The 23,835-nt window shown below is 70.1% G+C and carries 26 protein-coding genes and 1 pseudogene; 18 read left to right on the top strand and 9 right to left on the bottom strand.

Annotated features, from left to right (window positions below; translation table 11 throughout):
- Window positions 1-14 precede the first annotated feature (14 nt).
- Both FHR33_RS37300 and FHR33_RS37295 read right to left on the bottom strand, forming a co-directional pair.
- Entirely contained in the window at window positions 15-1,085 is a 1,071-nt protein-coding gene (locus FHR33_RS37300; protein WP_183658127.1) for a Gfo/Idh/MocA family protein, read from the bottom strand.
- Window positions 1,082-2,479 (bottom strand): MFS transporter, encoded by a 1,398-nt coding sequence (locus FHR33_RS37295; protein ID WP_221241406.1) that lies wholly within the window; start codon window positions 2,477-2,479, stop codon window positions 1,082-1,084. Before FHR33_RS37295 ends, FHR33_RS37300 begins: the two co-directional genes overlap by 4 nt.
- 105 nt (window positions 2,480-2,584) lie before the next feature.
- Between FHR33_RS37295 and FHR33_RS37290 the strand changes: the two genes are divergently transcribed.
- The 9 genes and pseudogenes from FHR33_RS37290 (at window position 2,585) to FHR33_RS37250 (ending at window position 6,699) form a co-directional block, all read left to right on the top strand.
- Window positions 2,585-3,160 carry a TetR/AcrR family transcriptional regulator gene (locus tag FHR33_RS37290; protein WP_246453429.1) on the top strand — a complete coding sequence of 192 codons (576 nt, stop codon included), beginning with the start codon at window positions 2,585-2,587 and terminating at the stop codon, window positions 3,158-3,160.
- A 218-nt stretch (window positions 3,161-3,378) separates the two neighbouring features.
- A pseudogene (gene rpmG, locus FHR33_RS37285) lies at window positions 3,379-3,489 on the top strand (50S ribosomal protein L33); the annotation flags it as partial.
- A 14-nt stretch (window positions 3,490-3,503) separates the two neighbouring features.
- The gene (gene rpmB, locus FHR33_RS37280; RefSeq protein ID WP_183658117.1) at window positions 3,504-3,740 is read left to right on the top strand and encodes a 50S ribosomal protein L28; all 237 of its coding nucleotides are present in this window, start codon (window positions 3,504-3,506) and stop codon (window positions 3,738-3,740) included.
- Window positions 3,740-4,039 (top strand): 30S ribosomal protein S14, encoded by a 300-nt coding sequence (gene rpsN, locus FHR33_RS37275; RefSeq protein ID WP_183658115.1) that lies wholly within the window; start codon window positions 3,740-3,742, stop codon window positions 4,037-4,039. The genes rpmB and rpsN overlap by 1 nt, the downstream gene beginning before the upstream one ends.
- Before the next feature lie 2 nt (window positions 4,040-4,041).
- Complete coding sequence (rpmF, locus tag FHR33_RS37270) at window positions 4,042-4,206, top strand: 50S ribosomal protein L32 (protein WP_183658112.1); 165 nt, start codon at window positions 4,042-4,044, stop codon at window positions 4,204-4,206.
- A gap of 11 nt (window positions 4,207-4,217) precedes the next feature.
- Window positions 4,218-5,366 (top strand): CobW family GTP-binding protein, encoded by a 1,149-nt coding sequence (locus tag FHR33_RS37265; RefSeq protein WP_183658109.1) that lies wholly within the window; start codon window positions 4,218-4,220, stop codon window positions 5,364-5,366.
- Complete coding sequence (gene rpsR, locus FHR33_RS37260; protein WP_183658106.1) at window positions 5,363-5,587, top strand: 30S ribosomal protein S18; 225 nt, start codon at window positions 5,363-5,365, stop codon at window positions 5,585-5,587. Before FHR33_RS37265 ends, rpsR begins: the two co-directional genes overlap by 4 nt.
- Before the next feature lie 131 nt (window positions 5,588-5,718).
- The gene (locus tag FHR33_RS37255; protein WP_183658103.1) at window positions 5,719-5,934 is read left to right on the top strand and encodes a hypothetical protein; all 216 of its coding nucleotides are present in this window, start codon (window positions 5,719-5,721) and stop codon (window positions 5,932-5,934) included.
- 264 nt (window positions 5,935-6,198) lie between these two features.
- On the top strand, window positions 6,199-6,699 hold the full coding sequence (locus tag FHR33_RS37250) for a GNAT family N-acetyltransferase (RefSeq protein ID WP_183658100.1): 501 nt from the start codon (window positions 6,199-6,201) through the stop codon (window positions 6,697-6,699).
- A gap of 1 nt (window position 6,700) precedes the next feature.
- Here FHR33_RS37250 and FHR33_RS37245 read toward each other — a convergent pair whose 3' ends face one another.
- The gene (locus FHR33_RS37245; protein ID WP_221241405.1) at window positions 6,701-7,525 is read right to left on the bottom strand and encodes a nucleotidyltransferase domain-containing protein; all 825 of its coding nucleotides are present in this window, start codon (window positions 7,523-7,525) and stop codon (window positions 6,701-6,703) included.
- A gap of 95 nt (window positions 7,526-7,620) precedes the next feature.
- On the opposite strand from FHR33_RS37245, the gene proS reads away from it, so the two are divergent.
- The 4 genes from proS to FHR33_RS37225 all read left to right on the top strand — a co-directional run bounded on the left by proS (window position 7,621) and on the right by FHR33_RS37225 (window position 11,731).
- Window positions 7,621-9,063 carry a proline--tRNA ligase gene (gene proS / locus FHR33_RS37240; protein WP_183658098.1) on the top strand — a complete coding sequence of 481 codons (1,443 nt, stop codon included), beginning with the start codon at window positions 7,621-7,623 and terminating at the stop codon, window positions 9,061-9,063.
- A gap of 239 nt (window positions 9,064-9,302) precedes the next feature.
- Window positions 9,303-10,160 carry an ABC transporter substrate-binding protein gene (locus FHR33_RS37235; RefSeq protein WP_183658096.1) on the top strand — a complete coding sequence of 286 codons (858 nt, stop codon included), beginning with the start codon at window positions 9,303-9,305 and terminating at the stop codon, window positions 10,158-10,160.
- 3 nt (window positions 10,161-10,163) lie between these two features.
- The gene (locus tag FHR33_RS37230; RefSeq protein WP_183658094.1) at window positions 10,164-10,991 is read left to right on the top strand and encodes an amino acid ABC transporter permease; all 828 of its coding nucleotides are present in this window, start codon (window positions 10,164-10,166) and stop codon (window positions 10,989-10,991) included.
- Complete coding sequence (locus tag FHR33_RS37225; RefSeq protein ID WP_183658092.1) at window positions 10,988-11,731, top strand: amino acid ABC transporter ATP-binding protein; 744 nt, start codon at window positions 10,988-10,990, stop codon at window positions 11,729-11,731. Before FHR33_RS37230 ends, FHR33_RS37225 begins: the two co-directional genes overlap by 4 nt.
- 74 nt (window positions 11,732-11,805) lie before the next feature.
- On the opposite strand, the gene FHR33_RS37220 is transcribed toward FHR33_RS37225, so the two are convergent.
- Complete coding sequence (locus FHR33_RS37220; protein ID WP_183658090.1) at window positions 11,806-12,561, bottom strand: glucose 1-dehydrogenase; 756 nt, start codon at window positions 12,559-12,561, stop codon at window positions 11,806-11,808.
- 81 nt (window positions 12,562-12,642) lie between these two features.
- Window positions 12,643-13,491, bottom strand: coding sequence for a helix-turn-helix transcriptional regulator (locus FHR33_RS37215; protein ID WP_183658088.1), 849 nt, complete (start codon window positions 13,489-13,491; stop codon window positions 12,643-12,645).
- Window positions 13,492-13,784: 293 nt separating this feature from the next.
- On the opposite strand from FHR33_RS37215, the gene FHR33_RS37210 reads away from it, so the two are divergent.
- A complete protein-coding gene (locus FHR33_RS37210) occupies window positions 13,785-15,449 on the top strand; it encodes a VanW family protein (RefSeq protein ID WP_183658085.1) in 1,665 nt (554 codons plus the stop codon).
- A gap of 9 nt (window positions 15,450-15,458) precedes the next feature.
- Here the strand turns inward: FHR33_RS37210 and FHR33_RS37205 are convergent, their stop codons facing one another.
- Genes FHR33_RS37205 through FHR33_RS37195 form a run of 3 tightly spaced genes read right to left on the bottom strand, consistent with a single transcriptional unit; the run spans window position 15,459 to window position 19,463 of the window.
- Window positions 15,459-18,047: a helix-turn-helix transcriptional regulator gene (locus tag FHR33_RS37205; protein ID WP_183658082.1), complete on the bottom strand. Its 2,589-nt coding sequence runs from the start codon at window positions 18,045-18,047 to the stop codon at window positions 15,459-15,461.
- A gap of 10 nt (window positions 18,048-18,057) precedes the next feature.
- A complete protein-coding gene (locus FHR33_RS37200; protein ID WP_183658079.1) occupies window positions 18,058-18,870 on the bottom strand; it encodes an NAD(P)H-binding protein in 813 nt (270 codons plus the stop codon).
- On the bottom strand, window positions 18,867-19,463 hold the full coding sequence (locus FHR33_RS37195; protein ID WP_183658076.1) for a DsbA family oxidoreductase: 597 nt from the start codon (window positions 19,461-19,463) through the stop codon (window positions 18,867-18,869). Before FHR33_RS37195 ends, FHR33_RS37200 begins: the two co-directional genes overlap by 4 nt.
- A 123-nt stretch (window positions 19,464-19,586) precedes the next feature.
- Between FHR33_RS37195 and FHR33_RS37190 the strand changes: the two genes are divergently transcribed.
- Both FHR33_RS37190 and FHR33_RS37185 read left to right on the top strand, forming a co-directional pair.
- Entirely contained in the window at window positions 19,587-20,660 is a 1,074-nt protein-coding gene (locus tag FHR33_RS37190) for an NAD(P)H-binding protein (RefSeq protein WP_183658073.1), read from the top strand.
- 104 nt (window positions 20,661-20,764) lie between these two features.
- A complete protein-coding gene (locus FHR33_RS37185; RefSeq protein ID WP_221241404.1) occupies window positions 20,765-21,754 on the top strand; it encodes a S66 family peptidase in 990 nt (329 codons plus the stop codon).
- On the opposite strand, the gene FHR33_RS50950 is transcribed toward FHR33_RS37185, so the two are convergent.
- Entirely contained in the window at window positions 21,667-21,948 is a 282-nt protein-coding gene (locus FHR33_RS50950) for a DUF305 domain-containing protein (RefSeq protein WP_281388507.1), read from the bottom strand. The two genes, FHR33_RS37185 and FHR33_RS50950, sit on opposite strands and share 88 nt — an antisense overlap.
- Window positions 21,949-22,009: 61 nt before the next feature.
- Here FHR33_RS50950 and FHR33_RS52950 point away from each other — a divergent pair, with 61 nt between their 5' ends.
- Both FHR33_RS52950 and FHR33_RS37170 read left to right on the top strand, forming a co-directional pair.
- Window positions 22,010-22,840 (top strand): IclR family transcriptional regulator, encoded by an 831-nt coding sequence (locus FHR33_RS52950; protein WP_183658067.1) that lies wholly within the window; start codon window positions 22,010-22,012, stop codon window positions 22,838-22,840.
- A 141-nt stretch (window positions 22,841-22,981) separates the two neighbouring features.
- The gene (locus tag FHR33_RS37170; RefSeq protein ID WP_183658064.1) at window positions 22,982-23,749 is read left to right on the top strand and encodes a neutral zinc metallopeptidase; all 768 of its coding nucleotides are present in this window, start codon (window positions 22,982-22,984) and stop codon (window positions 23,747-23,749) included.
- The last annotated feature ends 86 nt before the right edge of the window (window positions 23,750-23,835 follow it).

Here is a 23,835-nt window from a genome sequence, read left to right as displayed (position 1 = left end):
CAGGCCAGGAGATGTCAGCCGAGGTGTTGCCGCTCGCCGGTCGTGGCGGAGCGCTTGATGGCGTCGATCAGCCGGTGCGTCCGGACGGCGGTGAGGAAGTCCGGCTCGGTCGGAATTCCGGCCGCCAGATTCCTGTAGACCTGACGAACATTGCGTACGGCGGGCGGAGCGTCCGAGGGCATCGGGACGTACCGATCGGGCACGGGGAGCACGACCGTTCCGCCGGTGCCGCCGGAGAACGACAGCGTGAACTCGGGGCCGACCAGCGAGTCGTCGGCCGAATCCAGCACCAGCCGTCCCGCCCGCCCGTGGACCTCGATCAGGAACCCCTCGCCCCGCGGCCCGCCGGTCATGATGTGCACCGAGGCGGCGGCGCCGGACTCCAGCAGGCCCACGGCCGCGATCTGGTCGGGAGAGGTGACAGTGATCTGTTCGCCTGTCTCCTGCAGGGTGATGCGCGGGATACGGGTCGCCAGCGTCGCCGAGATCTCGGTGAAGTGCCCGACGGCCGAGCCGAACATGTCCATCGAGTGCCCGCCCACGACGGCGAGGTGGTTGACCCCCTTCGTGTGGTCGAACAGGTCCGCGTACCGCACGGACCAGACCTCGGGCGAGGACAGGGAGTAGGTCAGCGAGGCTGACATCACCTCGCCGACCTTGCCGTCGGCCACCAGGTCGCGCAGGTACCCGATCGCCGGGTGGTGCCTGCTCTGCAGCCCGACGGCATGCCGTACCCCTGCCTGCTCGGCGAGGGCGTGCAGGCGCTCGGCGGCCTCGGCGGAGCGGGCCAGCGGCCACTCGCTGTAGACGTGCTTGCCCGCGCTGATCGCCGCCTCGACGAGCCCGTCCCTGCGGGGCAGCTGCACGGAGATCGTGACGAGGTCGACGTCGGGATGGGAGATCAGCTCCTGGGGGTCGGCGAAGGCGTGCTTGGCGCCCCACACGTCGGCCGCCTGGCGAGCGGACTCCCGGCTGGTGCCGGCGACCGCGGTGATCTCGTAGTCGGGAAGGGACAGCAGGGCGGGCAGGTGGACCGCGCGCGCCCAGCCGCGGGAGGCGTGCGCGCCGATGACTCCGACTCTCATACCGGGATCCTTTGCTTGGCGGGGGCGTCCCTGAGGACGACGTAGGTGATGATCAGGGCCACGAACACGAACCCGGCGGCGGCCTGGAAGGCCAGGCTGTAGCCGTCACGCAGCGCGGTGAGGGCCTCTTCGCCCTGAGCGACGAGTGAGCCGCTCCGCGTGGTGGCGACCGTCGCCAGCACCGCCAGGCCGACTGCGGCGCCGGCCTGCTGTGCGGTGTTGTTCAGCCCGGAGGCGAGCCCGGCGTCGGTCGGCTCGGCGCCCGACATGGCCCTCATGATCACCGCCGGGATCGTCAGGCCCATGCCGAAGCCCTGGATGAGCAGCGAGGGGCCGACGTCGGTCCAGTAGTCGCCGCCGACCGGCGCCCGGCTGAGCAGGACCAGGCCCGCACCGAGTGCCAGCAGCCCGACCAGCAGGACGCGGCGGGTGCCGTAGCGCGCGGTGAGCCTGGCCGAGAAGAACAGCGACAGGGCGCCGATGACCAGAGGCGCCGGCAGGAAGGCCAGACCTGTCTGCATCGAGTCGAAGCCGAGCACGCGCTGCAGGTACAGGGCGTTGAGGAACTGGAAGCCGAAGCCGGCGGCGAAGACGAGCACCACCACGAGGTTGGCGCCGACGATCTCCTTGCTGTGGAAGATGCGCAGCGCCAGCAGCGGCCTGGAGGCCTTGGCCTGGCGTACGACGAACGCCGCCAGCAAGGTGATGGCGGCCCCGCCGTACCAGGGGTTCAGACCGGATTCGGAGATCTGGGCGATGGTGAACACCCCGAGGGACAGGCCCGTGGTGACCAGGATTGCCCCGAGGACGTCGGCGCCTGCGTGCAGTCCGAGCCCGTTATCCCGGCTGAGCATCCGCCCGCCGGCCAGCAGCGCGACTGCGCCGATCGGGAGATTGACCAGGAAGAGCCAGTGCCAGCCGAGGGCTTCGGTGATGACCCCGCCGGCGATCAGTCCTGCCGAGGCGCCGCCGGCGGAGACGAAGCCGTAGACGCCCATGGCTCTGGCCTGCTCGCCGGGTTCGGGGAAGAGCCCCACGATCATGCCGAGCACGACGGCGGAGGCAAGCGCGGCCCCGACGCCTTGCAGGAACCGTCCGGCGATGAGCGTCTCCTGGCTGGTCGCCACGCCGCACAGCAGCGAGGCGAGGGTGAAGACGGCGAGCCCGAACAGGAACACCTTCTTGCTGCCGGCCAGGTCGCCGAGGCGTCCGGCCAGCAGCAGCAGACCGGCGAAGGCGATCAGGTAGGAGTTGACCACCCAGGACAGGCCCGCCTGGGAGAAGCCGAGGTCGTTCTGGATGGTGGGCAGGGCGACGGTGACGATCGTTCCATCCAGGACCGTCATCAACTGCATGGCGCACAGCACGGTGAGCGCCGACCAGCGCGAGTTCATGGATCCCCTTCACTATACGACACGTGTCGTGTCGTGTTGAGATTGTGCGGCCACGCTCGGCCTCTGTCAACACGACACGTGTCGTTCCTGTAAGCTGGCGGCGTGATGATGGCACCCAACGCGCAACGACGCAGCGAGAAGAGCCACCAGGCGATCCTGGCCGCGGCCATGGATCTCAGCGCGGAGCGCGGCTACGGCAACGTGACCGTGGAGGCCATCGCCGCCCGAGCCGGGGTGAGCAAGAAGACGATCTACCGCTGGTGGCCCACCAAGGGCGCCGTGATCCTCGAGGCGCTGGGCGAACTGGCGCAGACCGCCACCGTCTTTCCCGACACCGGCGACCTCGTCGCCGACCTGCGCACGCAGACGGCGGCCGTGCTGGACTTCCTGGCCAGCCCGCGCACCGGATCGGCCTACCTCGGGCTCATCGCGGAGACCCAGCACGACGAGGCCCTGGCCCGCGACCTCGTCGAGCAACTGATCAAGCCACGTGTCGCGGTCGCGATGGACCGGCTCCGCTCCGCCCAGCGGCAGGGGCAGCTGTCCCCCGAGGCGGACCTGGAGCTGATCGTCGAGCTGCTGTACGGCCCGATCTACTACCGCCGCCTCCTGCACCTTGGCCCGCACACCGACGACCGCCTCCACGCTCTGATCGACCACGTCCTCAGCCAGTGGCGCTAGCGGGTCCCGTGCGTCCTTGACCGGTCGGCCCGGTTCGGCTGCGGCGGCCCTATGGGCGCCGGAGCCCCCTGTGCCATGCGCTCGTCCAGGCGACGCCGCTCTTCGAGATCTCCCGCACCGTGGCTGCGGCAATTCCCTGCCGGCTGGCTCCGCCATTCGCAAATGAAAACCGTTTTCGTTATCATGCCAGGACCCGGCCAGACAGAGGAGCTGTGGCATTGGCCAGAAACGACGTAAGACCGGTGATCACCCTGCGTTCGACGGCGGGCACCGGCTACACCTACGTGACCCGCAAGAACCGCCGCAACGATCCCGACCGCCTCACTCTCAGCGGGAGGAACTGATGTCGGCCCATTGCCAGCTCACCGGCGCCAAGCCGGTGTTCGGCAACAACGTCTCCCACTCCCACCGGCGCACCCGCCGCCGGTGGAACCCCAACATCCAGCACCGGCGCTACTGGCTGCCGAGCGAGGGCCGGCACGTCCGGCTGACGCTGAGCGCCCGAGCGATCAGGACCGTCGACAAGATCGGCGTCGAAGCCGCGGTGGCACGGATCCGCGCTCGCGGAGAGAGGGTCTGATGGCCAAGAAGAGCAAGATCGCAGCCAACCGGCGGCGCGAAGTCGTCGTCGCCCGCCACGCATCCAGGAGGGCGGAGCTGAAGGAGGCCATCCGCACCGGCACCCCCGCGGAGAGGGCGGCGGCCGTACGGGAGCTGGGCAGGCAGCCGCGCGACGCCAGCGCCACCCGCCTGCGCAACCGCGACACGGTCGACGGCCGCCCCCGCGGCCACCTGACCAGGTTCGGGCTCTCCCGGATCCGGTTCCGAGAGATGGCGCATCGGGGCGAGCTGCCCGGCATCACGAAGGCGAGCTGGTAGCCATGGCCGTTCCCAAGCGCAGGACCTCCCGCGCCAACACCCGCCATCGTCGCTCCCAGTGGAAGGCGTCCACCCCCGACCTGGTCCCGCTGGTCATCGGCGGCAACCGGCTGCTGGTGCCGCGCCGTCTGGTCCGCGCCTACCAGCGCGGCCTCATCACCCCCTGAGAGGAGTTGACATGTCCGTCCCCGTCGTCCTGGTCTCAGGACTGCACGCCGAAGCGCGTTCGACGCTCGTCGATCGTCTGCTCGCCGAGCATCCCGGGTCGGTGGCGGTCCACCACGATCTGGGTGAGGTGGGCGCCGGCCGGGTGGAGCGCATCGTCAGGGACGCCTCCGGCGTCCTCGACAGGCACCACGTACGGCTCGCGCACGGCTGCGTCACCTGCACCGTACGCGAAGACCTGATCCCCGAGCTGCTGGCCAGGGCGGCGGGGAGCGCTCCCCTGCTCATCGCGGAGCTGTGGGACTCCGTCGAGCCCAGAGCCGTCGCCGAGGCGCTCGCCTGGCATGAGGACGCGGCGCACGCCCTGCGCGTGACGGGCGTGCTGACCGCGGTGGACGCCGAAGGACTCACCGAGGACCTGTGCTGCGACGAGCGGCTCGCCACGCGTGGCAAGCGCGCGGCCGCCGACGACGAGCGCTACCTGGCCGAGGTCCTGACCAGGCAGATCGAGTACGCCACCGGCATCGTCGTGTCCGGCGCAGACCAGGAGGACATCGAGCTCGCCCTGACGGTGCTCGGCCACCTCGTTCCCACCACTCCGGCAGACGTCCTGGCGCTGCCGGAGGTCACCGGCCGGCGAGTCGACGTGGAGATGCTCGCCGCCCGCGTCGACCCCGCCACCGCCCAGCTGCCCTGCCAGGCGCAGACAGGGGAGATCTCGACCGTGGTCTGGCATCGGCTGCGCCCGCTGCACCCCCAGCGCCTGTTCGACGCCGTGGACGAGCTTGTCACCCAGACCGTCCGCAGCCGCGGCCGGTTCTGGCTGGCCAACAGGCACGACCGGCTGCTCGCCTGGGACGCCGTGGCAGGCGTCGTCTCGATCGAGGACGCAGGGCCATGGCTGGTCGCCCTGCCCGAGGCCGCCTGGGAGCTGGTCTCCCCCGCCCGCAGGATGGCCGCCACCCTGGACTGGAACGACATCCTCGGTGACCGCGTCCAGCATCTCGTCTTCACCGGCCCCGACCTCGACCAGGACCGCATCCTCTCGCTGCTGGACTCCTGCCTGCTCACCGAGCAGGAGTCGCTGGCCGGATCCGACGTCTGGGCGAACTACGCCGACCCGTTCGCCTTCGTACTCGACCTCAAGGAGAGCACCGCATGAGAACCGGCCGCCCGCCGCGCAAGAAGGCGAATCCACTGCTGGGCGTCGATTCCATCGACTACAAGGACACCGACCTGCTGCGCAGGTTCATCTCCGACCGGGGCAAGATTCGTAGCCGCCGCGTCACAGGGGTCACCGTCCAGCAGCAGCGCCAGGTCGCCCGCGCCGTCAAGAACGCCCGCGAGATGGCCCTGCTCCCGTACGGCTCGCGGGCCCGCTGACGGGCGACATGCCGACTGTCCGTACAGAAGGTACGGACAGTCGCCCCAGACCACGCCCGGAACGGTGACCGGCCTCGGCACGACGGTGATCGCCGGGTCTTTCCTGATCGCCGCACTGGCACAATACGGGCATGCGATGCACCCAATGTGACAGCGCGGACCTCGAGCCCGGCTTCATCGAGGACTCCGGCGAGCATTCTCAAGGGTACGCCCGCTGGATCAAGGGCCCCCTGGAGCGCGGGCTGTTCGGCGGCGCCAGGCGGATGGGGAAGACGCGCTGGATCGTCGACGCCTTCCGCTGTGCCGAGTGCTCGCACCTCGAACTGTTCGCCCGCCCGAAAGACTGAACCGGCGCGAGCGCCCGCCCAGATCACGACGGCCACGGCGAGTCCCCTCACCAGGTCGTCCCCAGACCTGCCGCCCACCCCGTCCCCGTCGGCCGGTCGTGCCCCGCCTGTGACCTGCCTTCGGCATGATCGCTGACCATGAAGATGATCATCACCGTCCTGGCGGTCGGCGGCACCCCGGTGGCACCCGCTTCCGGTGACCGACAAGCTCGCCGGCCGGTGGTGCCGATGATCAGAGGCGCGCGCCTTGGCTAGGGTGGCCTGATGCTCTTCACCATTGCTCAGGCCACAGCCGACGACGGGGACGCGCTGGGCGAGATCCACGCAGAGGCGTGGAAGGTCGCCTACGCCCCCTTCTTCGCGACGGACTTCGCCGAGCAGGGGGTACGGCGCCGCCGTACCCAGTGGCACGAGCGCCTCGCTCAGGGCAAGGACACGATCATGCTGGCGAGGGGGGACGGGCGTCCGCTGGCCATGTCCGCTTTCGGCACCTCCCCGTCCAAGACCGGAATGGCGGAGATCTACAGCTTCTACGCCCACCCGGACGGCTGGGGCACCGGGGCCGCCGGAGCCCTCATGACCGCCACCCTGGCCCAGCTCAAGGAGGACGGCTTCGACCACGTCCACCTGTGGACGCTGCACGACACTCCGCAGTCCCGGCGCTTCTACACCAAGTGCGGCTTCACCGAAACGGGCGCGCTGCGCGACCACGACTTCGGCGACGGCCGGCCGCTGGCACAGGTGGAGTTCGCCCTCCACCTCTGAATCAGCCCATGGGCGCGACCGCGTCGCCGCCGCCACGCCAGTCCCGCCGATATCCCTCGCGAAGCGGCCCGCCGACAAGGTCGAGAATCTCCGATGCCGCGTCGATCATGAGCGCTGGGTCTCCCGTCTCACACAGGTACAGGTGTCCTTCCAACAGGGCGGCTCCACGCTGCGCGTCCGCCGCCAGAAGACGCCGCGGCAACCACTTCCCGCCACCGATCCACGCGTGGTGGTGGTCGCAGAGCAGGTCGGCCGCCATGCTGAGAACCAGCCCTGCCACCGCCAGACGCTCGATGCGGTCGCCCGTGTCGGTGAGATCGTCCAGTGCGTCCGTCAGCCCGTACCTCCTGGTCTCGACCGCCTGCGGCTCCAGCGCCGGCGGCCCCTTCCGGAGGTCCGCCTCGGCCAGGGCGCGGGCGCGCCCGGCTTCACCGTTCGTATCGACCAGGACGAGACCCGTGGCGTACATGCTCTGAAGGACCGCACGGCGTGCGGCGACGTCGGCAGCGAAGAGTTCCACGAGACCGGCACGGGTGTGAACGAAGAGCTCCACGACACGGCCTTCGAACCGGATCGTCTCTCTGCCGGTCTCGCCGCCGTCCTCGACGAGCGCCGCGAGGTCCAGGTCACTGCGGGCAGTGGCGCGCCCGGTAGCCGTCGAGCCGGCGAGGATGACGGCGAGCGCATCGGGGAAACGGTCACCGGCGAGACGTCGCGCCTGGTCGACGTGGTTGATAGTCATGCCGGAAGAGTTCCAGGGACCGTGGTCGACGGCGACTGGATTCATGTCACGGCGGTGAGCGCCGCGATGGCCGATCAGCTGCACGACTCGGTGGTCCACCGCTCCACGCTCGATCGGCGCACATGAGCGAGCATCGCCATGGCGACGCCAGCCTCCGTGGCCGACGCTATTCTCCCTCCATGGGACGTGATGAACGCGGTGTGACCCCTCAAGGGGAGGACTTCTCTGCCTGGTACAACGAGCTGGTCGCCAAGGCTCAGCTCGTGGACAGGGGGCCGGCGAAGGGCACCATGGTCATCCGACCGTACGGCTACCGCTTGTGGGAACTCCTCCAGGGAGAGCTCGACCGGCGGATCAAGGACACCGGCCACGAGAACGCCTACTTCCCGCTGCTGATCCCGGAAAGCTACCTGCGTCGCGAAGCGGAGCACGTCGAGGGCTTCTCCCCCGAACTCGCTGTCGTCACCCATGCGGGCGGCAAGGAGCTCGAGGAGCCGCTGATCGTCCGACCCACCTCAGAGACGATCATCGGGGAGATGATGGCCAAGTGGGTCTCCTCCCACCGCGACCTGCCGCTCCTGCTGAACCAGTGGGCGAACGTGGTGCGCTGGGAGCTGCGGCCCCGGATGTTCCTGCGCACGACGGAGTTCCTCTGGCAGGAGGGCCATACCGCGCACGCCGACGAGGCTGACGCGATGCGGGAGACGATGCTCGCCCTCGACCTCTACACCGAGGTGGCGCGCGACATCGCGGCGCTTCCGGTCGTGCCTGGGGAGAAGACGGCCGGGGAGCGTTTCGCCGGGGCGGTGCGCACCTTCACCATCGAGGGCATGATGCGGGACGGCAAGGCGCTGCAAGCCGGCACCTCTCACTACATGGGCACGAACTTCGCCAAGGCCTTCGACATCCAGTACACCTCCGAGGCAGGCCGCCTCGAACTGTGTCACACCACTTCCTGGGGGATGTCCACCCGGATGATCGGCGGGGTCATCATGACCCACGGCGATGACAAGGGCCTGGTCCTGCCGCCCAGGCTCGCGCCGTACCAGGTCGTGATCGTTCCGATCGGACGCGGGGGGCAGGGTGAGCAGACCCTGGCCGCCGCTCGTGACCTCGCGGTGCGGCTCAAGGCCGTCGGCGTGCGCGCGCACGTCGACGACCGTCCACAGCTGTCGCCCGGTTTCCGGTTCAACGACTGGGAGCTGCGCGGCGTACCCGTACGCCTCGAACTAGGGCCGCGCGATCTTGAATCGGGCAGCGTGGTCATGGTCAGACGACTCGGCGATGAGGGCAAGCAGACGATCTCGCTGGCCTCCGCCGCGGAGGACATGCCGGCTGTCCTGGAAGCCTTCCAGGCCTTCCTCCTCAAGCGGGCCACCGACTTCCGCCACGCTCACACAACGACGGTCGACACGTGGGACTCCTTCACCGAGGCTGTGACCTCGGGCTGGGCTTCGGCCCTGCACTGCGGCGAGCCCGCGTGTGAGAACGACATCAAGGCCAAGAGCGCCGCCACCCCGCGTTGCGTTCCTCTCGACGCCGCGCGGGAGACCGGATCATGCGTGCACTGCGGCGCGCCTTCCGCCTACGGCAAGCGCGTCATCTTCGGGCGGTCCTACTGAAGCCGGACGGCTTCGCGTGGTCATCACTTCACGGGGGCGAGCAGGCGTGCGCCCCCGCCTCGCCAGGTGTGGTCATTACGGTGTCCCCGCCCGCAGACGGCCGGCATCGAGGTGTTCTACTCTGTGCAACGCGGCCACCGCATGATCGGCACACGGTTCTGTTGTCGGGTCATCGCACGGGGCGAATTAGGCTTCACCAAATGCAACATTCATGACATACCTCTTTGAGGAGGCCTGACATGGCCCTCTGGTCCAAGAGCCGCCGCAGGAACACCATCAGCGTGCTCGCTCTGACCGCCATCCTGGGGCTGTCCGCCTGCGGCGGCTCAGGAGACAGCGGCACCACCACGACCGCCAGCCCTGGCGGCACGGGCGCGGCCGGCGCGCAGCTTGTCAACCCGGGCAAGCTCACCACCTGCACGAACATCCCTTACGAGCCGTTCCAGTTCAAGGACGCGAGCGGCAAGGTCGTCGGCTTCGATGTCGACATCGTCGACCTGGCGGCCAAGAAGCTGGGGGTGACGCAGGACATCGTCGACATCGACTTCGCGGTGATCAAGAGCGGCGCCGCCATGGCCGCGAAGAAGTGCGACCTGGCCGCCGCCGGCATGACGATCACCGACGAGCGCAAGCAGAACATCGACTTCTCCGTGCCGTACTTCGACGCCACGCAGGCGCTGCTGGCCAAGAAGGGCACCGGCGCCAAGTCCCTCGAGGACGTCAAGGCCAAGGGTCTCAAACTGGGCGCACAGGCCAGCACCACCGGCCTCGACTACGTCAAGAAGAAGGGGTTCGACCCGACCGAGTACGCCGACTCGCCCAAGGAGCTGCTGGCTCTGCAGTCGGGGCAGGCCGACGTGATCGTCCAGGACCTGCCCGTGGTCCTCACCTGGCTGAAGAAGCCGGAGATCGCCGCCAAGTTCGAGCTGCTGACCAGCCTCGACACCGGCGAGCAGTACGGCATCGGCCTCAAGAAGAACGCCGACCCTGTCCTGCTCAAGACGATCAACGACGCGATCACCCAGGCCAAGGCCGACGGCACCTACGACCAGATCTTCATGAAGTGGTTCGGCAAGAAGCCCGGCGAGCTGGGCTAGTCCATGTCGGATCAGCCTGTGGCGGCTGCGCCGGGCCGTGCCCGGCTCAGCCCTCGTAAGAAACAGAAGATCACTCGTGGCACCCAGTACGTCGTCCTGGGTGTCGTCCTTGGCGCACTGCTCCTGTACGTGGACTGGGCCAGCCTCTCCCAGAACTTCGCCAAGGGCGACGTGGCCGAGAAGGCGCTGCCCGAGCTGTTCACGATCGCGCTGCGAAACACGCTCATCTACACGATCGGCGGCTTCGTCCTCGCCTTCGTGCTCGGACTGATCTTCGCCCTCATGCGCATCTCACCGGTGCGTCCCTACCGGTGGATCGCGACGATCTACATCGAGATCTTCCGTGGCCTGCCTGCCCTCCTGATCTTCCTGTTGATCACCTTCCTGCCCCTGGCGCTGCCCGGCTTCGAGGTGCCCGGCGGCACCTACGGCCAGGGCATCCTGGGGCTCGGCCTCGTCGGCGCGGCCTACCAGGCCGAGGTCTTCCGTGCCGGGCTGCAGGCCGTACCGAAGGGACAGACCGAGGCGGCCAGGTCGCTGGGCATGTCGGCGGCCAGGGCGCAGTTCACCGTGGTGATCCCCCAGGCGATCAGGATCGTGATCCCACCCACCACGAACCAGTTCGTCAGCCTGCTCAAGGACTCCTCACTGGTGCTCTTCCTCGGAGTCTCGGGGCAGTACGTCGAGTTGGCCAAGTTCGGCAACGACCTGGCTTCCCAGTACGCCAACGCCACGCCCATCATGGTCGCGGGGCTGACGTATCTGATCGTCACCGTCCCGCTCGGCTATCTCGCGACCCGGCTGGAGAAGCGTAAGGGGAGTGGCCGATGACGCCCGCCATCGAGATCAAGGGGCTGCACAAGTACTTCGGCGCGAACGAGGTGCTCAAGGGCATCGACATCACGGTCGAAGCGGGCCAGGTCGTCTGCGTCGTCGGCCCCTCGGGCTCGGGCAAGTCCACGTTGCTGCGCTGCGTGAACCTGCTGGAGGAGCCGACCGAGGGCACCGTGCACGTCGAGGGGATCGAGGTCACCGACCCCGACGCGGACATCGACTCGGTCAGGCGCCGCATCGGGATGGTGTTCCAGCAGTTCAACCTGTTCCCCCACATGACCGCGCTGCAGAACGTCATGATCTCGCAGCGCCGGGTGCTGAAGCGGAGCAGCAAAGAGGCCGAGATCGTCGCCAGGGACAACCTGAACAAGGTCGGCGTCTCGGACAAGTGCGACGCCTACCCCTCCCAGCTCTCCGGTGGACAGCAGCAGCGGGTGGCCATCGCCAGGGCCCTGGCCATGGACCCCGACCTGATGCTGTTCGACGAGCCCACCTCTGCGCTCGACCCCGAGCTGGTCGGCGACGTGCTCGCCGTCATGCGCAAGCTGGCGGAGGAGGGCATGACCATGCTCGTGGTCACGCACGAGATGGGCTTCGCCCGCGAGGTGGCCGACCGGGTGGTGTTCATGGACGGCGGCGTCATCGTCGAGGACGGCCCGCCCGCCCAGGTGATCGGCGACCCCCAGCACGAGCGCACCCGCTCGTTCCTCAAGCGCGTGCTGCATCCGGAGGGCTGAGTTCGGGAGGCCCCAGGTGGTGGCCGATCGACCGGTCGCCCCCCGAGGGCCTCCCGAACCAGGTGCGCAGGTCGTCAGGCGGCGGCGACCAGGCCGCCGTCGATGATCAGGTCCTGTCCGTTGATGTAGGACGCTTCGTCGGAAGCGAGGAAGGCGACCGCGTCGGCGACGTCCTCGGGGGTGCCGATCCGACCGGCGGCCACCTCGGCGACGACAGCGGCCTGCGCCTCGGCGGAGATGTTGGCGTGGAACATCGCGGTCTCGATGTAGCCGGGACTCACGGAGTTGACCCGAACCCCCCTGCCCCGCAGCTCGGCCGCGAGGGTGTGCGCCAGGTTGTGCACTGCCGCCTTGGTCGCCGCGTACAGGGAGGCGCCGGGCAGGCCGCGGTACAGCGTCCACGACGCGTTGATCACGATCGCCGCACGGTCGGACAGCAGCGGGAGGCTCTTCTGGAGGGTGAAGAACACCCCCTTGAAGTTGATGCCCACGACGTGGTCGAACTCGGCCTCGGTGATCTCACCGCTCGGCTGGAACGAGGCGACGCCCGCGTTGGCGAAGACCACATCGAGCCGCCCGTACCGGTCCCGGATCGCGGCCGTCAGCGCGTCCAGATCGGGGAGGCTCGCCACGTCGCCGCGCACCGCCAGGACGCGGTCCTCCCTGTCCAGATCCTTGACCGCGGCCTCCAGCCGGGCCTCGTCGCGCCCGGTGATGACCACGTGCGCGCCCTCGGCGAGCAACCTTCGCGCGGTGGCCAGGCCCATGCCGCTCGTACCGCCGGTGATGAGTACGATCTTGTCGTCGAATCGGGAAATGCTGTGCGTCATGAGACTCAGCGTGCCGGGTGGCGCGCGGCACAAACAGTGCGCAGTCAACCTGGGAGCCGCACCACCACCTTGGGCGGGTGCTCAGGCCGGGGTGGCGAGCCGGGTAGCCAGCCGTTCGAGCCGATCCTCCGTCTCGGAGCCGGGCCGCGGGTTGTACAGCTCCAGGTACCACTCCGGGCGGTCGACCACGGCCAGGGTCACCATGTCGAAGAACAGGTCACCGGCCTCGGGGTGGTGCACCGCCTTCACCGTCTGAACAGGGACACCCACGTCGTGGCGCGCCCACAACTGCGCGAACTCGGGACTCGCATCGCTCAGATCGTCCACCACCCGGCCGAACTCCGGGTCGTCGGGAGCGTGGGCCGCGGCGGCGCGGAAGGCGGCGACGACGACCGGCGCGGCCGACGCCCAATGAACGTGCATGTCCCGGTATCGGGCATTGGTGAAGAACGAGATCAGACAGTTGTGGTCGGTGTCGTCGAACCCGAACACCGCCCGCGCCGCGTCGTTGATCGCGAGCAGATTCCAGTACCGGTCCCGCAGCACCGCGGGCCGCGGCGTCCACGCCTCGAGCAGGTGCCGCAGCTCAGGGGTGACCTCGGCGCCGCGGGCCCCGCCGGCCCTTGGCGGGTTGAGACCGGCAAGCACGTACAGGTGCGCACGCTCGGGCTCGGTCAGGCGCAGCGCCCCGCTGACCGCGTCGAGCACCTCGACCGAGACGTTGATGGTACGGCCCTGTTCGAGCCAGGTGTACCAGGACACGCCGACCCCGGCCAGCGCGGCGACCTCCTCGCGCCGCAGCCCCGGTGTCCGCCGCCTGCCCACCGCCACGATGCCGACGTCGCCGGGCGTGAGCCGCGCCCGCCGCGTGCGCAGGAAGTCGCGGAGCTGCTCACGGCGCCGCGTCACCGCAGGGGATTCGCTGGTCATATCCCATGGTAGCGACGACCGGCGCGGACCGGCCGCCCGATCCGGCGCGGACACGCCATGGCCGCGCCGGACGGTCCCCTGTCACCTGGCGTCGCTTCGCAGGCGGGTCGCGGACATGCCGGTCCGTTTGGCGGGTAGTCGGTCAGGGAGCAGGTGGGCAGCTGTTCGACCAGGAGGCTGACGATGAGGGGTAGGAGGCATCGCCTTCGCGCCGTCCGCGCCGTGTTCTTCACCGCCCCCATCCCCCGCGTCCCGACGAGCTGATCACCATGCGGCCGCCCCTTCTGCTCCGGATGCCCCGCGGGAGGCGGCGCCTGATCGCGGTCGTGCTCGCGCTGCTCCTCGTCCCCATTCTCGCCTACGCCGTCGCCGCGGCCACCCTGGCGGGTGAGGTGCCACCCGACACGCGGGTGGCGGGCGTCGACATCGGCGGCCTGCCACCGGAGGACGCCGAGGCGAAGCTGGTCCGGGAGCTCTCCGGTAGAGCGACGGTCCCCGTCACGCTCGACGTCGGAGACGACGAGGTACGCGTCGAGCCGGACAAGCTCGGCTTGGCCTTCGACGCGAAGGGCACCGTCGCGTCCGCGCAGGACGGCTCCCTGACTCCGGCCGGGGTCGCTCGCTCGTTGTTCGGCCATCGGGACATCGCCCCGGTGACCACGGTCGACGAGCGGCGTCTTGCGACGGCCATGGCAGGTGTCGCCGAGAAGGTCGACAGAGAACCCAGGGAAGGCGGCGTCTCCTATCGCGGGCTGGTGCCCGAGCCGGTGCTCCCGAAGGCGGGGCGACGGCTGGACCAGGAAGGCGCCGCGCGTGCCGTACGGCGGGCCTATCCGGCCGGCACCGGGGCGGTCACCGTGCCGGTGCGCGAGGTCGCCCCTCAGGTGAGCGCGGACAAGGTACGGCAGGCGGTGTCCACGAGTGCGCGCCGGGCTGTGGCCGCGCCGCTCACGCTCACCAGCGGAACGGGGAAGGCCGAGCTGTCACCCGAGCAGATCGCCGCGCGCCTGCGCTACGTTCCCGACAACAGGGGCGGGCTGCGTCCCCGGTTCGACGCGTCCGGCCTCGCCGCCGACCTCGACGCCAAACTCGTGAGCGAGGACCGGCGACCGAGGAACGCCACGTTCAGGATCACCGCAGGGGTCCCCAAGGTGGTGCCCTCCCGGGCGGGCATGAGCGTGGACGCGGCCGCTCTGGGTGAGGCGATCTCGGCCGCCCTGGCGAGCGGCGGCCGCACCGTCGAGGCGCCCCTGCGCAGGACCGAACCCAGGCTCACCACGGAGAAGGCGGCACGCCTGGGCGTCAAGGAGAAGGTGAGCTCCTTCACCACCCGCCACCCCTGCTGCGCGCCGCGCGTGACCAACATCCACCGGATCGCCGACATCGTCGACGGGCACGTGGTGATGCCCGGCGAGACGTTCTCCCTCAACGAGGTCGTCGGCAGGCGCGACAGGGCACGCGGGTTCGTGGAGGCGCCCATGATCTTGAACAACCGCTTCGTCGACGACGTGGGCGGCGGGGTGTCGCAGTTCGCCACGACGATGTTCAACGCGGTCTTCTTCGGCGGCTTCGAGGACGTGCAGCACGTCCCGCACCAGTACTACATCTCCCGCTACCCCGCCGGACGCGAGTCCACCGTCTCCTATCCGCAGCCGGACTTCCGCTGGCGCAACGACTCGCCGTACGGCGTGCTGATCAACACCTCTCACAGCGGCACGTCCATCACCGTCCAGTTCTGGAGCACCAAACGCTTCGAGATCGAGTCGAAGAGCTCGCAACGCTACAACGTGCGCGGATTCCCCTCCCTGGAGGAGTCAGGGCCTGAGTGCATCCCCATGGGAGGCGTCGAAGGGTTCACCATCGACGTGTGGCGGATCTTCAAGAAGGACGGCGAGACGATCAAAAAGCAGAAGTTCCACACCGTCTACGCCCCTGAACCCAAGCTGGACTGCACCTAGCGCTCGGCGTCACAACCCGAGCGAGGCGAGCTCCGCCCTGGTCGTGACGCCCAGCTTGGGATAGGCCTTGTACAGGTGGTAGCCGACGGTGCGCGGGCTCACGAACAGCCGCTCGGCGATCTCCCGGTTACTCAGCCCGGTGGCCGCCAGCCGTACGCTCTGCAGTTCCTGCGGCGTGAGCCGGTCGGCGAGGTCGGTCGCGTGGCCGCGCACCAGGCGGGTCTCCCCCGTGGCGCGCAGTTCGCCGCGGGCGCGCTCGGCCCAGGGACGCGCGCCGAGCCGCTCGAACGTCTCGGCGGCGCCGCGCAGGTGGCCGCGCGCCTCGCTGGTCCGCCGGTCCCTCCGCAGGCGCTCGCCGTACAGCAGCTCCGTCCGCGCCTGCTCGAAGGGGTACGTCCTGATCTGGACGGCCTGCGCGAACGTGTCGACGTCGTCGGCGAGCAGTGCCCGGCAGCGCAGCGCGACGGCCGCGGCCCACGGCTGGCCGACCCGATCGGCCCAGGCCGTGAACAGCCGCACCGCGGAAGCGGCGCGGCGCGGCTGCCCCAGGCGCACCGCGGCCTCGATCAGGATCGGCAGATGGCCCATGACGCCCATCGGGCGCGATCCCGACACCACCGCCTCCATCCGGTCCAGGGCCGCCTCGTGCCGTCCCAGGCCCAGGTCGAGCAGGCTCAGCGCGACGGCCGCGTGCACCGCGCTCGGGGCCAGGCCTGTCTCGATCGCCTCGGCCGTCAACGCGCGGCAGCGCTCCTCGTCGCCCTCGATGGCGGCCAGTTCGGCCATGGTCGCCGACAGCTCGACGCGCGGCATGCGCTGGCAGGTGTCGTCGGCGATCTGCAGCCCGTCGACCAGGGTGGCGCGCGCGTCGGTGTGCCGGCCGGTGAAGAGCAGGGTCCTGCCCAGGATCGTCTGTACGGCCGGCAGCACGCCGAGCGCGCCCCGCGACCTGCACTCCCGCTCCAGGCTGCCGGCCAGGCGCATCGCGCCCTCGATGTCGCCGATGATCAGGTGCAACCTGGCGAACAGCAGGCGATCCTGCACATCTGACCGCGGCGGCAGGGCCAGCAGCTCCTTCAGCGTCTCGATGCCGCCGTCGTCCAGCCGGTTGGTGGCGAGCGCCGCCGTGGCCAGCCTGTGCACGTCCGACCCCTCGGCCACGCAGGCGGCGATGCGGTCGAGCGCCTCGAAGTCGTTGGCACGCCAGGCCGCCCGCGCGGCGCTGCGCAGCAGAGGCTGCAGCTCCGCCGGCGTGACGGTCGCGGCCGACTCGAACAGCAGCACGTGCGCTTCCTCCGTCCGCCCGCGCCCGTCGGCGATGACGGCCCTGAGCGCGGCCGCCTCGGCCGAGCTCCCCGCATGCCTGACCAGGTGGTCGGCCCGCTCGAACTGGCCCGCGTCGGCCGCCGCGCGCGCCGCGGCGAGCCTGCGGCGCTCGCGCGCGCCAGGGTCGGGGGTGAGGGCGGCGGCACGTTCGTAGGCGGCGGCCACGGCCGCGTACCCGCCACGATCTCTGGCCCGCTGTGCCGTACGTTCCAGAGCTGCCGCGACCTGCTCGTCCGGGCCCGTCGCCGCTGCCGCCAGGTGCCAGGCACGCCGGTCACCGTCCAGGATCTCCGCGAGCGCGCGGTGCGCCTCGATCCTGGGGTTCACCGTGGCCCCCTGGTAGGCCGCGCTCCTCATCAGCGGATGGCCGAAGACCAGGCGGTCGCCTCCGACCCGCAGCAGCCCGGCGGCCTCCGCCGGGTCCAGGTCCTGCAGCCCCGCGCCCAACCGCTCGGCGGCCCGCAGGACGGTGCTCAGGTCACCGGTGTCGTCGGCTGCCGCGACCAGCAGCACGGTGCGGGTCGCGGCCGGCAACGCGCGGATCCTGTCGTCGAAGGTCTGCAGGATCCGGTTCTGCACCGGCAGGAGCCCCATCGAGAGCATGCCGGTGCCCTGCTCACGGCGCGCTTCGGCCAGCACCCGCAACGCCAGCGGGTTGCCGCGCGCCTCGACCAGCACCTCCTCGCGCACGTGCGGCGCCAGATCGCCGACCAGCGCGGCAGCCGCCTCGTCGGCCAGGCCGCCCAGGCGCAGCTCGGGCAGGCCCGTCGAGGGGAAGTCCGGCGCGTACGGCGCGCGGACCGCGAACATCATCACCACGCCCTCGGCCCGCAGCCGCCGCGCGGCGAACAGCAGGGCGTCGGCCGTGGCGGCGTCCAGCCACTGGGCGTCGTCGACCAGGCACAGCAGCGGGGCCTCCTCGGCCAGCAGGCCGAGCACCGCCAGGCCGATCAGGAAGGTGTCGCCGTCGGCCTCACCCAGCCCCAGCGCGCCCCTGAGCGCGTCGGCCTGCCGTACCGGGAGATCGTCGAGGCGGTCGAGGAGCCCGCCGACAAGCATGCTGAGCCCGGCGTAGGGCAGCTCGCTCTCCGCCTCGACACCGGTCGTGCGCAGCACGCGCATGCCGTCCGCCCGGCTCGCGGTGTGGTCGAGCAGCGCGGTCTTGCCGATACCCGCCTCGCCACGGATCACCAGCGCCCCGCTCGTGCCGCGGCGAGCGGCGGCGAGCAGGGCGTCGATCGTCCCCGTCTCCTTCGTCCGCCCCCGCAGCATGTCTCAAAGGCTACCGCCAGTGATCGGCGGCCCATTGCCTGTAGGTCCTGGCCGGGCGTCCGGTGAGTTCCTCGACGGTGCCGGTGACCGGCTCGGGCTCAGGGACCCCGCCCGCCATCCTGCCGACCAGACCCGCGGCCAGCTCGGGGCCGAAGACGGCCTCGTACTGCAGCCTGACCTCCTCCAGGGACGCCTCCTGGAAGCGCACCTCGCGCCCGATCACCGCGGAGACTGCGGCCACCCGCTCCGGCGCGGTCAGCGCCTGCGGCCCGGTCAGCACGTAGGTCGCCCCTTCGTGCCCTTCACCGGTCAGCACGCGCACGCCTGCCGCCGCCACGTCGGCCTCGTGGATGTGGGACCGGGCCCACCCGGCGAACGGCTCGCGCACCACGCCGTCGCGTTCGATGCCTTCCGCCCACTTGAGGTCGTTGGCCGCCAGCCCGGTGATCCGCAGGAAGGTCCAGTCGGCGCCCGACTCGCGGACCAGCCGCTCGATCTCACCGTGGGAGGCGTTGATCGGATCGGCCGCCCCCGCCGTCGCGGCGGAGAAGTACACGACATGTCTGCCCGCCAGCCTCTTCACCGTCTCGGGTGCGGCGTGGTCGGCCTGGAGCGTCGGCCAGACGAGGAAGACCTTCTCCACGCCCTCCAGCGCCGCGTCCAGCGAGCCTGGCACGGCCAGATCGCCCTCGACGACCTCGACCGGCAGCCGCGCCCGGCCCGCGTCGCGGGCCAGCGCTCGCACCTCGGGCACCCCTGCTTCCACCAGCTGCCTGACGACCTGACCACCGACCCGGCCGGTCGCCCCTGTCACCAGAATCATGAGATCTCCCCGTAGAACGTCTCTTCGGACTGCGCGCCGGACAGCGCGCGCCCGTTGATCTCGAACATCGGCACGCCTCTGACCCCGGACCTGCGCACCCACTCCAGCTCCGCCCTGGTCTCCTCCGCGCCGTCGTCGGTCCACGCCACCCCGGCCTCGGCGGCCAGCTTCCGCAACGTGTCGCCGTCGGCGAGGTTGAGCCCATCGGCGAAGTAGGCGCGGAACAGCCGGTCCGCCATCTCCTCGGCCCGCCCCTGCGCGGCGGCGACCCTGATCAGCCGGTGAGCCTCGAACGTGTTGGCGAACAACGCCCTGCCGTAGTCGTAGACCATCCCCTCGCGTGCGCCCAGCGCGGTCATGCGGGCGGTCGACTCCCCCACCGACGGACCGAAGAACCGCTTGTGCACCTCTTCGAGGGGCTCGACCCGCGCCGGCTCGCTCGGCGCGTCGGGAGCGATCTGGAAGGGATGGAAGACCACCTCCGCCTCGCCGCCCTCGGCGCGCAACCGGGCCAGCGCCCTGCGCAACCGATCCCATCCGAGGTAGGAGGCGCCGCACGCGATGTCCAGAGTCATCTCAATCCGTGAAGTCATGCCCTCGACGGTAGGAGCGGCCCCGACCCCCGGCATCAGTCGATCGACTGGTCGTCCCCGGCCGCCGCGCACCAGTCGATCGACTGATGCTGGCGTCAAGGACGCGACCGTAGCGTCGGCGTCATGAACGAGACGATTCTGGTGACCGGGGCCACCGGTCACACCGGTGGCCAGGTGGTACGGCAGCTGCACGAGCGCGGCGGGGTGACGGTCAAGGCGCTGAGCAGAGATCCGGGCCGGGTGACGTTCCCCGAAGGGGTGCGGGCGGTCAAGGGCGACCTGAGCGATCCCGGCTCCCTCGACGAGGCACTGGAGGGAGTCGACAAGATCTTCCTGGTGTGGCCGACGATGTTCACCGAGCACTCGCGGAACGCGGTGATCCCCAAGCTGGCGGCACAGGCGCGCAGAATCGTCTATCTGTCGGCGGCCGGTGCGGAGACCCACGCCGATCCTGACAACGCCTCCCACAACCGGATCGAGCGGCTGATCAGGGAGCACGCCAAGGAGTGGACGTTCCTGCGGTCCGGCGGGCACATGAGCAACGACCTGGCGACTCCGGTGCCCGCCGACGGCGTGGTCCGCGGGCCGTTCCTGAGCTGGGCGCGATCGCAGATCCATCCCAAGGATCTGGCGGCGGTGGGAGTGCACGCGCTGCTCACCGACGACCTGCTGAACACGGCCACGCCCATGCTGACCGGCGAGGAACTCATGACAGGGGCCGAACGGATCAGGATCGTGGGCGAGCTGGTCGGCAGGCCGGTGACGAAGGTGGAGGAGGTCCCGCCGGAGCAGGCCAGGGAGTGGTTCCTGCAGTGGGTGCCGCCGCAGGACGTGGACGCCGTCCTGGAGACCATGAAGGAGATCGCCGCACGGCCCGAGCCGGTGGTCCCGACGATCCGGGAGATCCTCGGGCGTCCGGCCACGTCCTATCGGGAGTGGATACTCGACCATCTGCCCGCGTTCGTGGAGCCGACGGCCGAAGGGGTGGGACTGGCCTTCGCCAGTCTGGCCAACAAGGGCGAGATCGACGCGATCACCCGGCACCTGCTGGCCGCCGGGCAGGTGAGCGGGCCTGTCGAGGGGCCGTACCTGCGGGCGGGCGGCGACCGCTTCGCCGTACGGTTCACCGCCGACTCCACGATCGGTGTCTACACGGTGCGCGACGGCCGGATCGTCAGTGAGGAGAGGTTCTCCTGAGCACCAGCACCGGCACATCCCCCTGGTGCGCGTCCACGGCGCGCGCCCGCGGGTTGACCAGCCCCGCGTCGAAGAATCCCTGCCGCGTTCGTTAGGCTCCGGCGATGGAGCTGATCTTCCCTCGCAAGCTGAACCAGGGCGACGTCATACGGGTGGTGGCGCCGGCCAGATCCCGTGCGATGGTGATGGAACACGACCACACCGACATCATCGGGGCTCGCTTCGCCGAACTGGGCCTGACGCTGTCCTATGGCCGCCATGTCGATGAACGGGACGCTCTCGACTCCTCCAGCATCGCCTCCAGGATCGCCGATCTGCACGAAGCCTTCGCCGACCCCTCGGTGGCGGCGATCCTGACGGTCATCGGCGGCTACAACTGCAACGAACTGCTGCCGTTCCTGGACTGGGAGCTGATCCGCGCCAATCCGAAGATCCTGTGCGGGTACTCCGACATCACCGCACTGCAGAACGCCGTCCTGGCCCGAACCGGGCTGGTCACCTACTCGGGGCCGCACTGGTCGACGTTCGGCATGCGCGATCACTTCGAGCAGACCCTGGAGTGGTTCACCGAGGTCATGTTCGGCACCGCCCCGATCGGCCTGACCCCGGCGGCCCGCTGGAGCGACGATCTCTGGTTCCTCGACCAGGACAGGCGCGATCTGATCCCCAACGAGGGGTGGTGGCCGATCCAGCCGGGCACCGCCGAGGGAAGGATCGTGGGCGGCAATCTGTGCACCCTCAACCTGCTGCAGGGCACGCCCTACATGCCGTCTCTCGACGGCGCGATACTGATCGTCGAGGACGACTTCGAATCACACCCTGCCACCTTCGCCAGGGACCTGACATCACTGCTTCAGCTTCCTGACGCTGCGGGAATCCGGGGACTGGCCATCGGACGGTTCCAGAACGCCAGCAACATGACCCGCGCGCTCCTGGAGCAGATCATCGGATCGCAACCGGCACTGACCGGCATCCCGATCCTGGCCAATATCGACGTCGGCCACACCTACCCCTTGGCCACCGTCCCGATCGGCGGCCACGCCGGCCTCACGGTCGCGGACAACGAGAGCCTGCTGACATTCCAGCGCCACTGACGCATCGCGCGATCCCTCCCCGAGCCCACCGACGCTGCTGGCCAGACCCGCACCGGGGCACCAGGCACAATGATCTCGGCGAGCTTCCTGGCCTCGTCGTTGGCGCCCTGCTTCTGTTCGGTCTTCGCCATCTCGATCGCGCCCTCGTGATGGGCGATCATCAGGCGCGGGAACCTTCGCGAGGTACGGCACAATGCCGACCAGTGCAACCAGAGGCGCGCCTCATCGGTGAAGGACTGACAGGAGCCCCCCTTTGTGACCAGCGCGTCCGCTCCCCCGCCGCGAATCCGCGGCCGCCGTCCGCCCCAGGGCGACCCGGTCGTCGACCGGGCTCTCTCGCTTCTGAGCGCCTTCGACGCCGACCACGGGTCGCTGAGCCTGGGCGAGTTGAGCCGGCGCAGCGGCATCCCCGCCAGTTCGGCGTTGCGGCTCGCCAAGCGGATGGTGGCATGGGGCGCCCTCGAGCGTGGCGAGGACGGCCGGTTCACGATCGGCCTCCGACTCTGGGAGGTGGCCTCTCTCGCCCCTCGCGGGCAAGGGCTGCGTCAGGTGGCCATGCCCTTCATGGGTGACCTGGCCCAGGTCACCCGACAGCACGTGCTGCTCGCGGTGCGGGACGGTTACGAGGCCCTGCTGATCGAACGGCTGTCGTCACATCAGGCGATGCCGGTGCTGTACCGCGTCGGCGGCCGGCTGCCCCTGCACTCGACCGGGGTGGGCCTGGTCCTGCTCGCCTTCGCCGAGCCCGAGGTGCAGGAGGAGGTGCTCTCCCGTCCGATGGTGCGCGAACCGGAGAAGGAGATCGTCTCCCCCGTCGACCTGCGACGCACCCTCGCCAGGGTCCGGCTGGAGGGGTTGGCGCACCTCCATCGGCCGCACGCCCCGCGCGCGATCGTGTCGGTGGCGGCGCCGGTCTTCGGAGCCGACGACAGGGTCGCAGCGGCGCTGTCGGTCCTCGTCCCATCGGAAGACGCCGACCCTCGGATGCTCGGACCGGCCGTCCGCACGATCGCCCGCGCCATCTCACGAGGGCTCGGCGCCCGGCGCTCCATCGGCCAGGTCGGGGACGCTTCGGCCGGCCGCTGACTCCTCCCGTCAACGGGGCGAGAGGTGAACCGGTCCGCGCAGCCGGACGACGAAAGGCCGCCGTACGGCTGGCCGCGCGCCCACCGGCTGCTCGTCCGTCAAGGTCGACCTCCGCGACACGCGTGCTCTAGTCTCCCGCCCATGAAGCTTCGTTCGATCATGGCCCTGGCGTGCGCCGCGGCCCTGTGGTTATGCGGAACGGCAACCGCGGGGACCTATCCCGTCGAGCAGCGCGTCCTGACCGACAACGCCCTGTACGGCATGGGCAGGCTGCCCAGATCGGCGTGCGAGGAGCAGCCCGTCGCGCCCGGTCACCGCGCGGCGGCCAAGCGCTACCTCGGCGGCATCATGCACTGCCTCGAGGCGACCTGGGAGCAGTACCTGTCGGAGAACGGCGTGCAGTTCAAGGGCGCCCGCCTGAAATTCGTGACCGGCGACTACTGCGGCACCGAACGCAGGCTCGACTCCGACAGCGTCTACTGCCACGACGCCCGCGCGGTCGTCTACAAGCTCGGCACGTCCTGGCTCCAGGACCCCTCCGACCTGTGGCTGCTGTACAACACCGCCACCCGCTACGGCGAGCATGTCCAGCGGCTCGTCGACATCGTCCACAGCGTGGACGTCGAGGCCTTCTACGACAGCCAGGCCGAGCGCGCCGAGCGGGTGCGCCGCTACCACCTCCAGTCCGCCTGCCTGGCCTCGGCGTTCATCAAGAGCGTCTGGCCGCTGGAGGGAAGGTCCTCGCGCGACTGGAAGTACCTCCAGCAGATCGTGCAGGGTGACGTCCCCGGTCAGCAGCGGCTGTACGGCAAGACGGCCAACATCCGCCTGTGGAACGCTCGCGGCTTCGCCACAGGCGATCCCGCCTCGTGCAACACCTGGAAGGCGCCTGCGGGCGAGGTCGCCTAGCACCCCCCAACGCCGTCAGCACGTCGGTGACGAAGCCCGCGGGGTGGTCGCAGACCATGCTTGCCGCTGAATGGCAACGGTATGGG

Origin of the sequence: Nonomuraea dietziae (assembly GCF_014195505.1) — a bacterium.
Classification (GTDB): Bacteria; Actinomycetota; Actinomycetes; order Streptosporangiales; family Streptosporangiaceae; genus Nonomuraea; species Nonomuraea roseola.
The sequence above is the reverse complement of the archived record's forward strand: the minus strand, read 5'-3'. Positions and strand labels throughout refer to the sequence as shown.

Bases quoted from the DNA above. Each gene is read 5' to 3' on its own strand.
- FHR33_RS37230 (WP_183658094.1), top strand. From the start codon at position 10,164: ATGTCGGATCAGCCTGTGGCGGCTGCGCCGGGCCGTGCCCGGCTCAGC.
- FHR33_RS37265 (WP_183658109.1), top strand. From the start codon at position 4,218: ATGTCCGTCCCCGTCGTCCTGGTCTCAGGACTGCACGCCGAAGCGCGT.
- FHR33_RS37190 (WP_183658073.1), top strand. From the start codon at position 19,587: ATGAACGAGACGATTCTGGTGACCGGGGCCACCGGTCACACCGGTGGC.
- FHR33_RS37225 (WP_183658092.1), top strand. From the start codon at position 10,988: ATGACGCCCGCCATCGAGATCAAGGGGCTGCACAAGTACTTCGGCGCG.
- FHR33_RS37255 (WP_183658103.1), top strand. From the start codon at position 5,719: ATGCGATGCACCCAATGTGACAGCGCGGACCTCGAGCCCGGCTTCATC.
- FHR33_RS37295 (WP_221241406.1), bottom strand. From the start codon at position 2,479: ATGAACTCGCGCTGGTCGGCGCTCACCGTGCTGTGCGCCATGCAGTTG.
- proS (WP_183658098.1), top strand. From the start codon at position 7,621: ATGGGACGTGATGAACGCGGTGTGACCCCTCAAGGGGAGGACTTCTCT.
- rpsN (WP_183658115.1), top strand. From the start codon at position 3,740: ATGGCCAAGAAGAGCAAGATCGCAGCCAACCGGCGGCGCGAAGTCGTC.
- FHR33_RS37250 (WP_183658100.1), top strand. From the start codon at position 6,199: ATGCTCTTCACCATTGCTCAGGCCACAGCCGACGACGGGGACGCGCTG.
- FHR33_RS37235 (WP_183658096.1), top strand. From the start codon at position 9,303: ATGGCCCTCTGGTCCAAGAGCCGCCGCAGGAACACCATCAGCGTGCTC.
- rpmF (WP_183658112.1), top strand. From the start codon at position 4,042: ATGGCCGTTCCCAAGCGCAGGACCTCCCGCGCCAACACCCGCCATCGT.
- FHR33_RS37170 (WP_183658064.1), top strand. From the start codon at position 22,982: ATGAAGCTTCGTTCGATCATGGCCCTGGCGTGCGCCGCGGCCCTGTGG.
- rpsR (WP_183658106.1), top strand. From the start codon at position 5,363: ATGAGAACCGGCCGCCCGCCGCGCAAGAAGGCGAATCCACTGCTGGGC.
- FHR33_RS37205 (WP_183658082.1), bottom strand. From the start codon at position 18,047: ATGCTGCGGGGGCGGACGAAGGAGACGGGGACGATCGACGCCCTGCTC.
- FHR33_RS37290 (WP_246453429.1), top strand. From the start codon at position 2,585: ATGATGGCACCCAACGCGCAACGACGCAGCGAGAAGAGCCACCAGGCG.
- FHR33_RS37215 (WP_183658088.1), bottom strand. From the start codon at position 13,491: ATGACCAGCGAATCCCCTGCGGTGACGCGGCGCCGTGAGCAGCTCCGC.
- FHR33_RS37220 (WP_183658090.1), bottom strand. From the start codon at position 12,561: ATGACGCACAGCATTTCCCGATTCGACGACAAGATCGTACTCATCACC.
- FHR33_RS37210 (WP_183658085.1), top strand. From the start codon at position 13,785: ATGCCCCGCGGGAGGCGGCGCCTGATCGCGGTCGTGCTCGCGCTGCTC.
- rpmB (WP_183658117.1), top strand. From the start codon at position 3,504: ATGTCGGCCCATTGCCAGCTCACCGGCGCCAAGCCGGTGTTCGGCAAC.
- FHR33_RS37185 (WP_221241404.1), top strand. From the start codon at position 20,765: ATGGAGCTGATCTTCCCTCGCAAGCTGAACCAGGGCGACGTCATACGG.
- FHR33_RS37300 (WP_183658127.1), bottom strand. From the start codon at position 1,085: ATGAGAGTCGGAGTCATCGGCGCGCACGCCTCCCGCGGCTGGGCGCGC.
- FHR33_RS37195 (WP_183658076.1), bottom strand. From the start codon at position 19,463: ATGACTTCACGGATTGAGATGACTCTGGACATCGCGTGCGGCGCCTCC.
- FHR33_RS37200 (WP_183658079.1), bottom strand. From the start codon at position 18,870: ATGATTCTGGTGACAGGGGCGACCGGCCGGGTCGGTGGTCAGGTCGTC.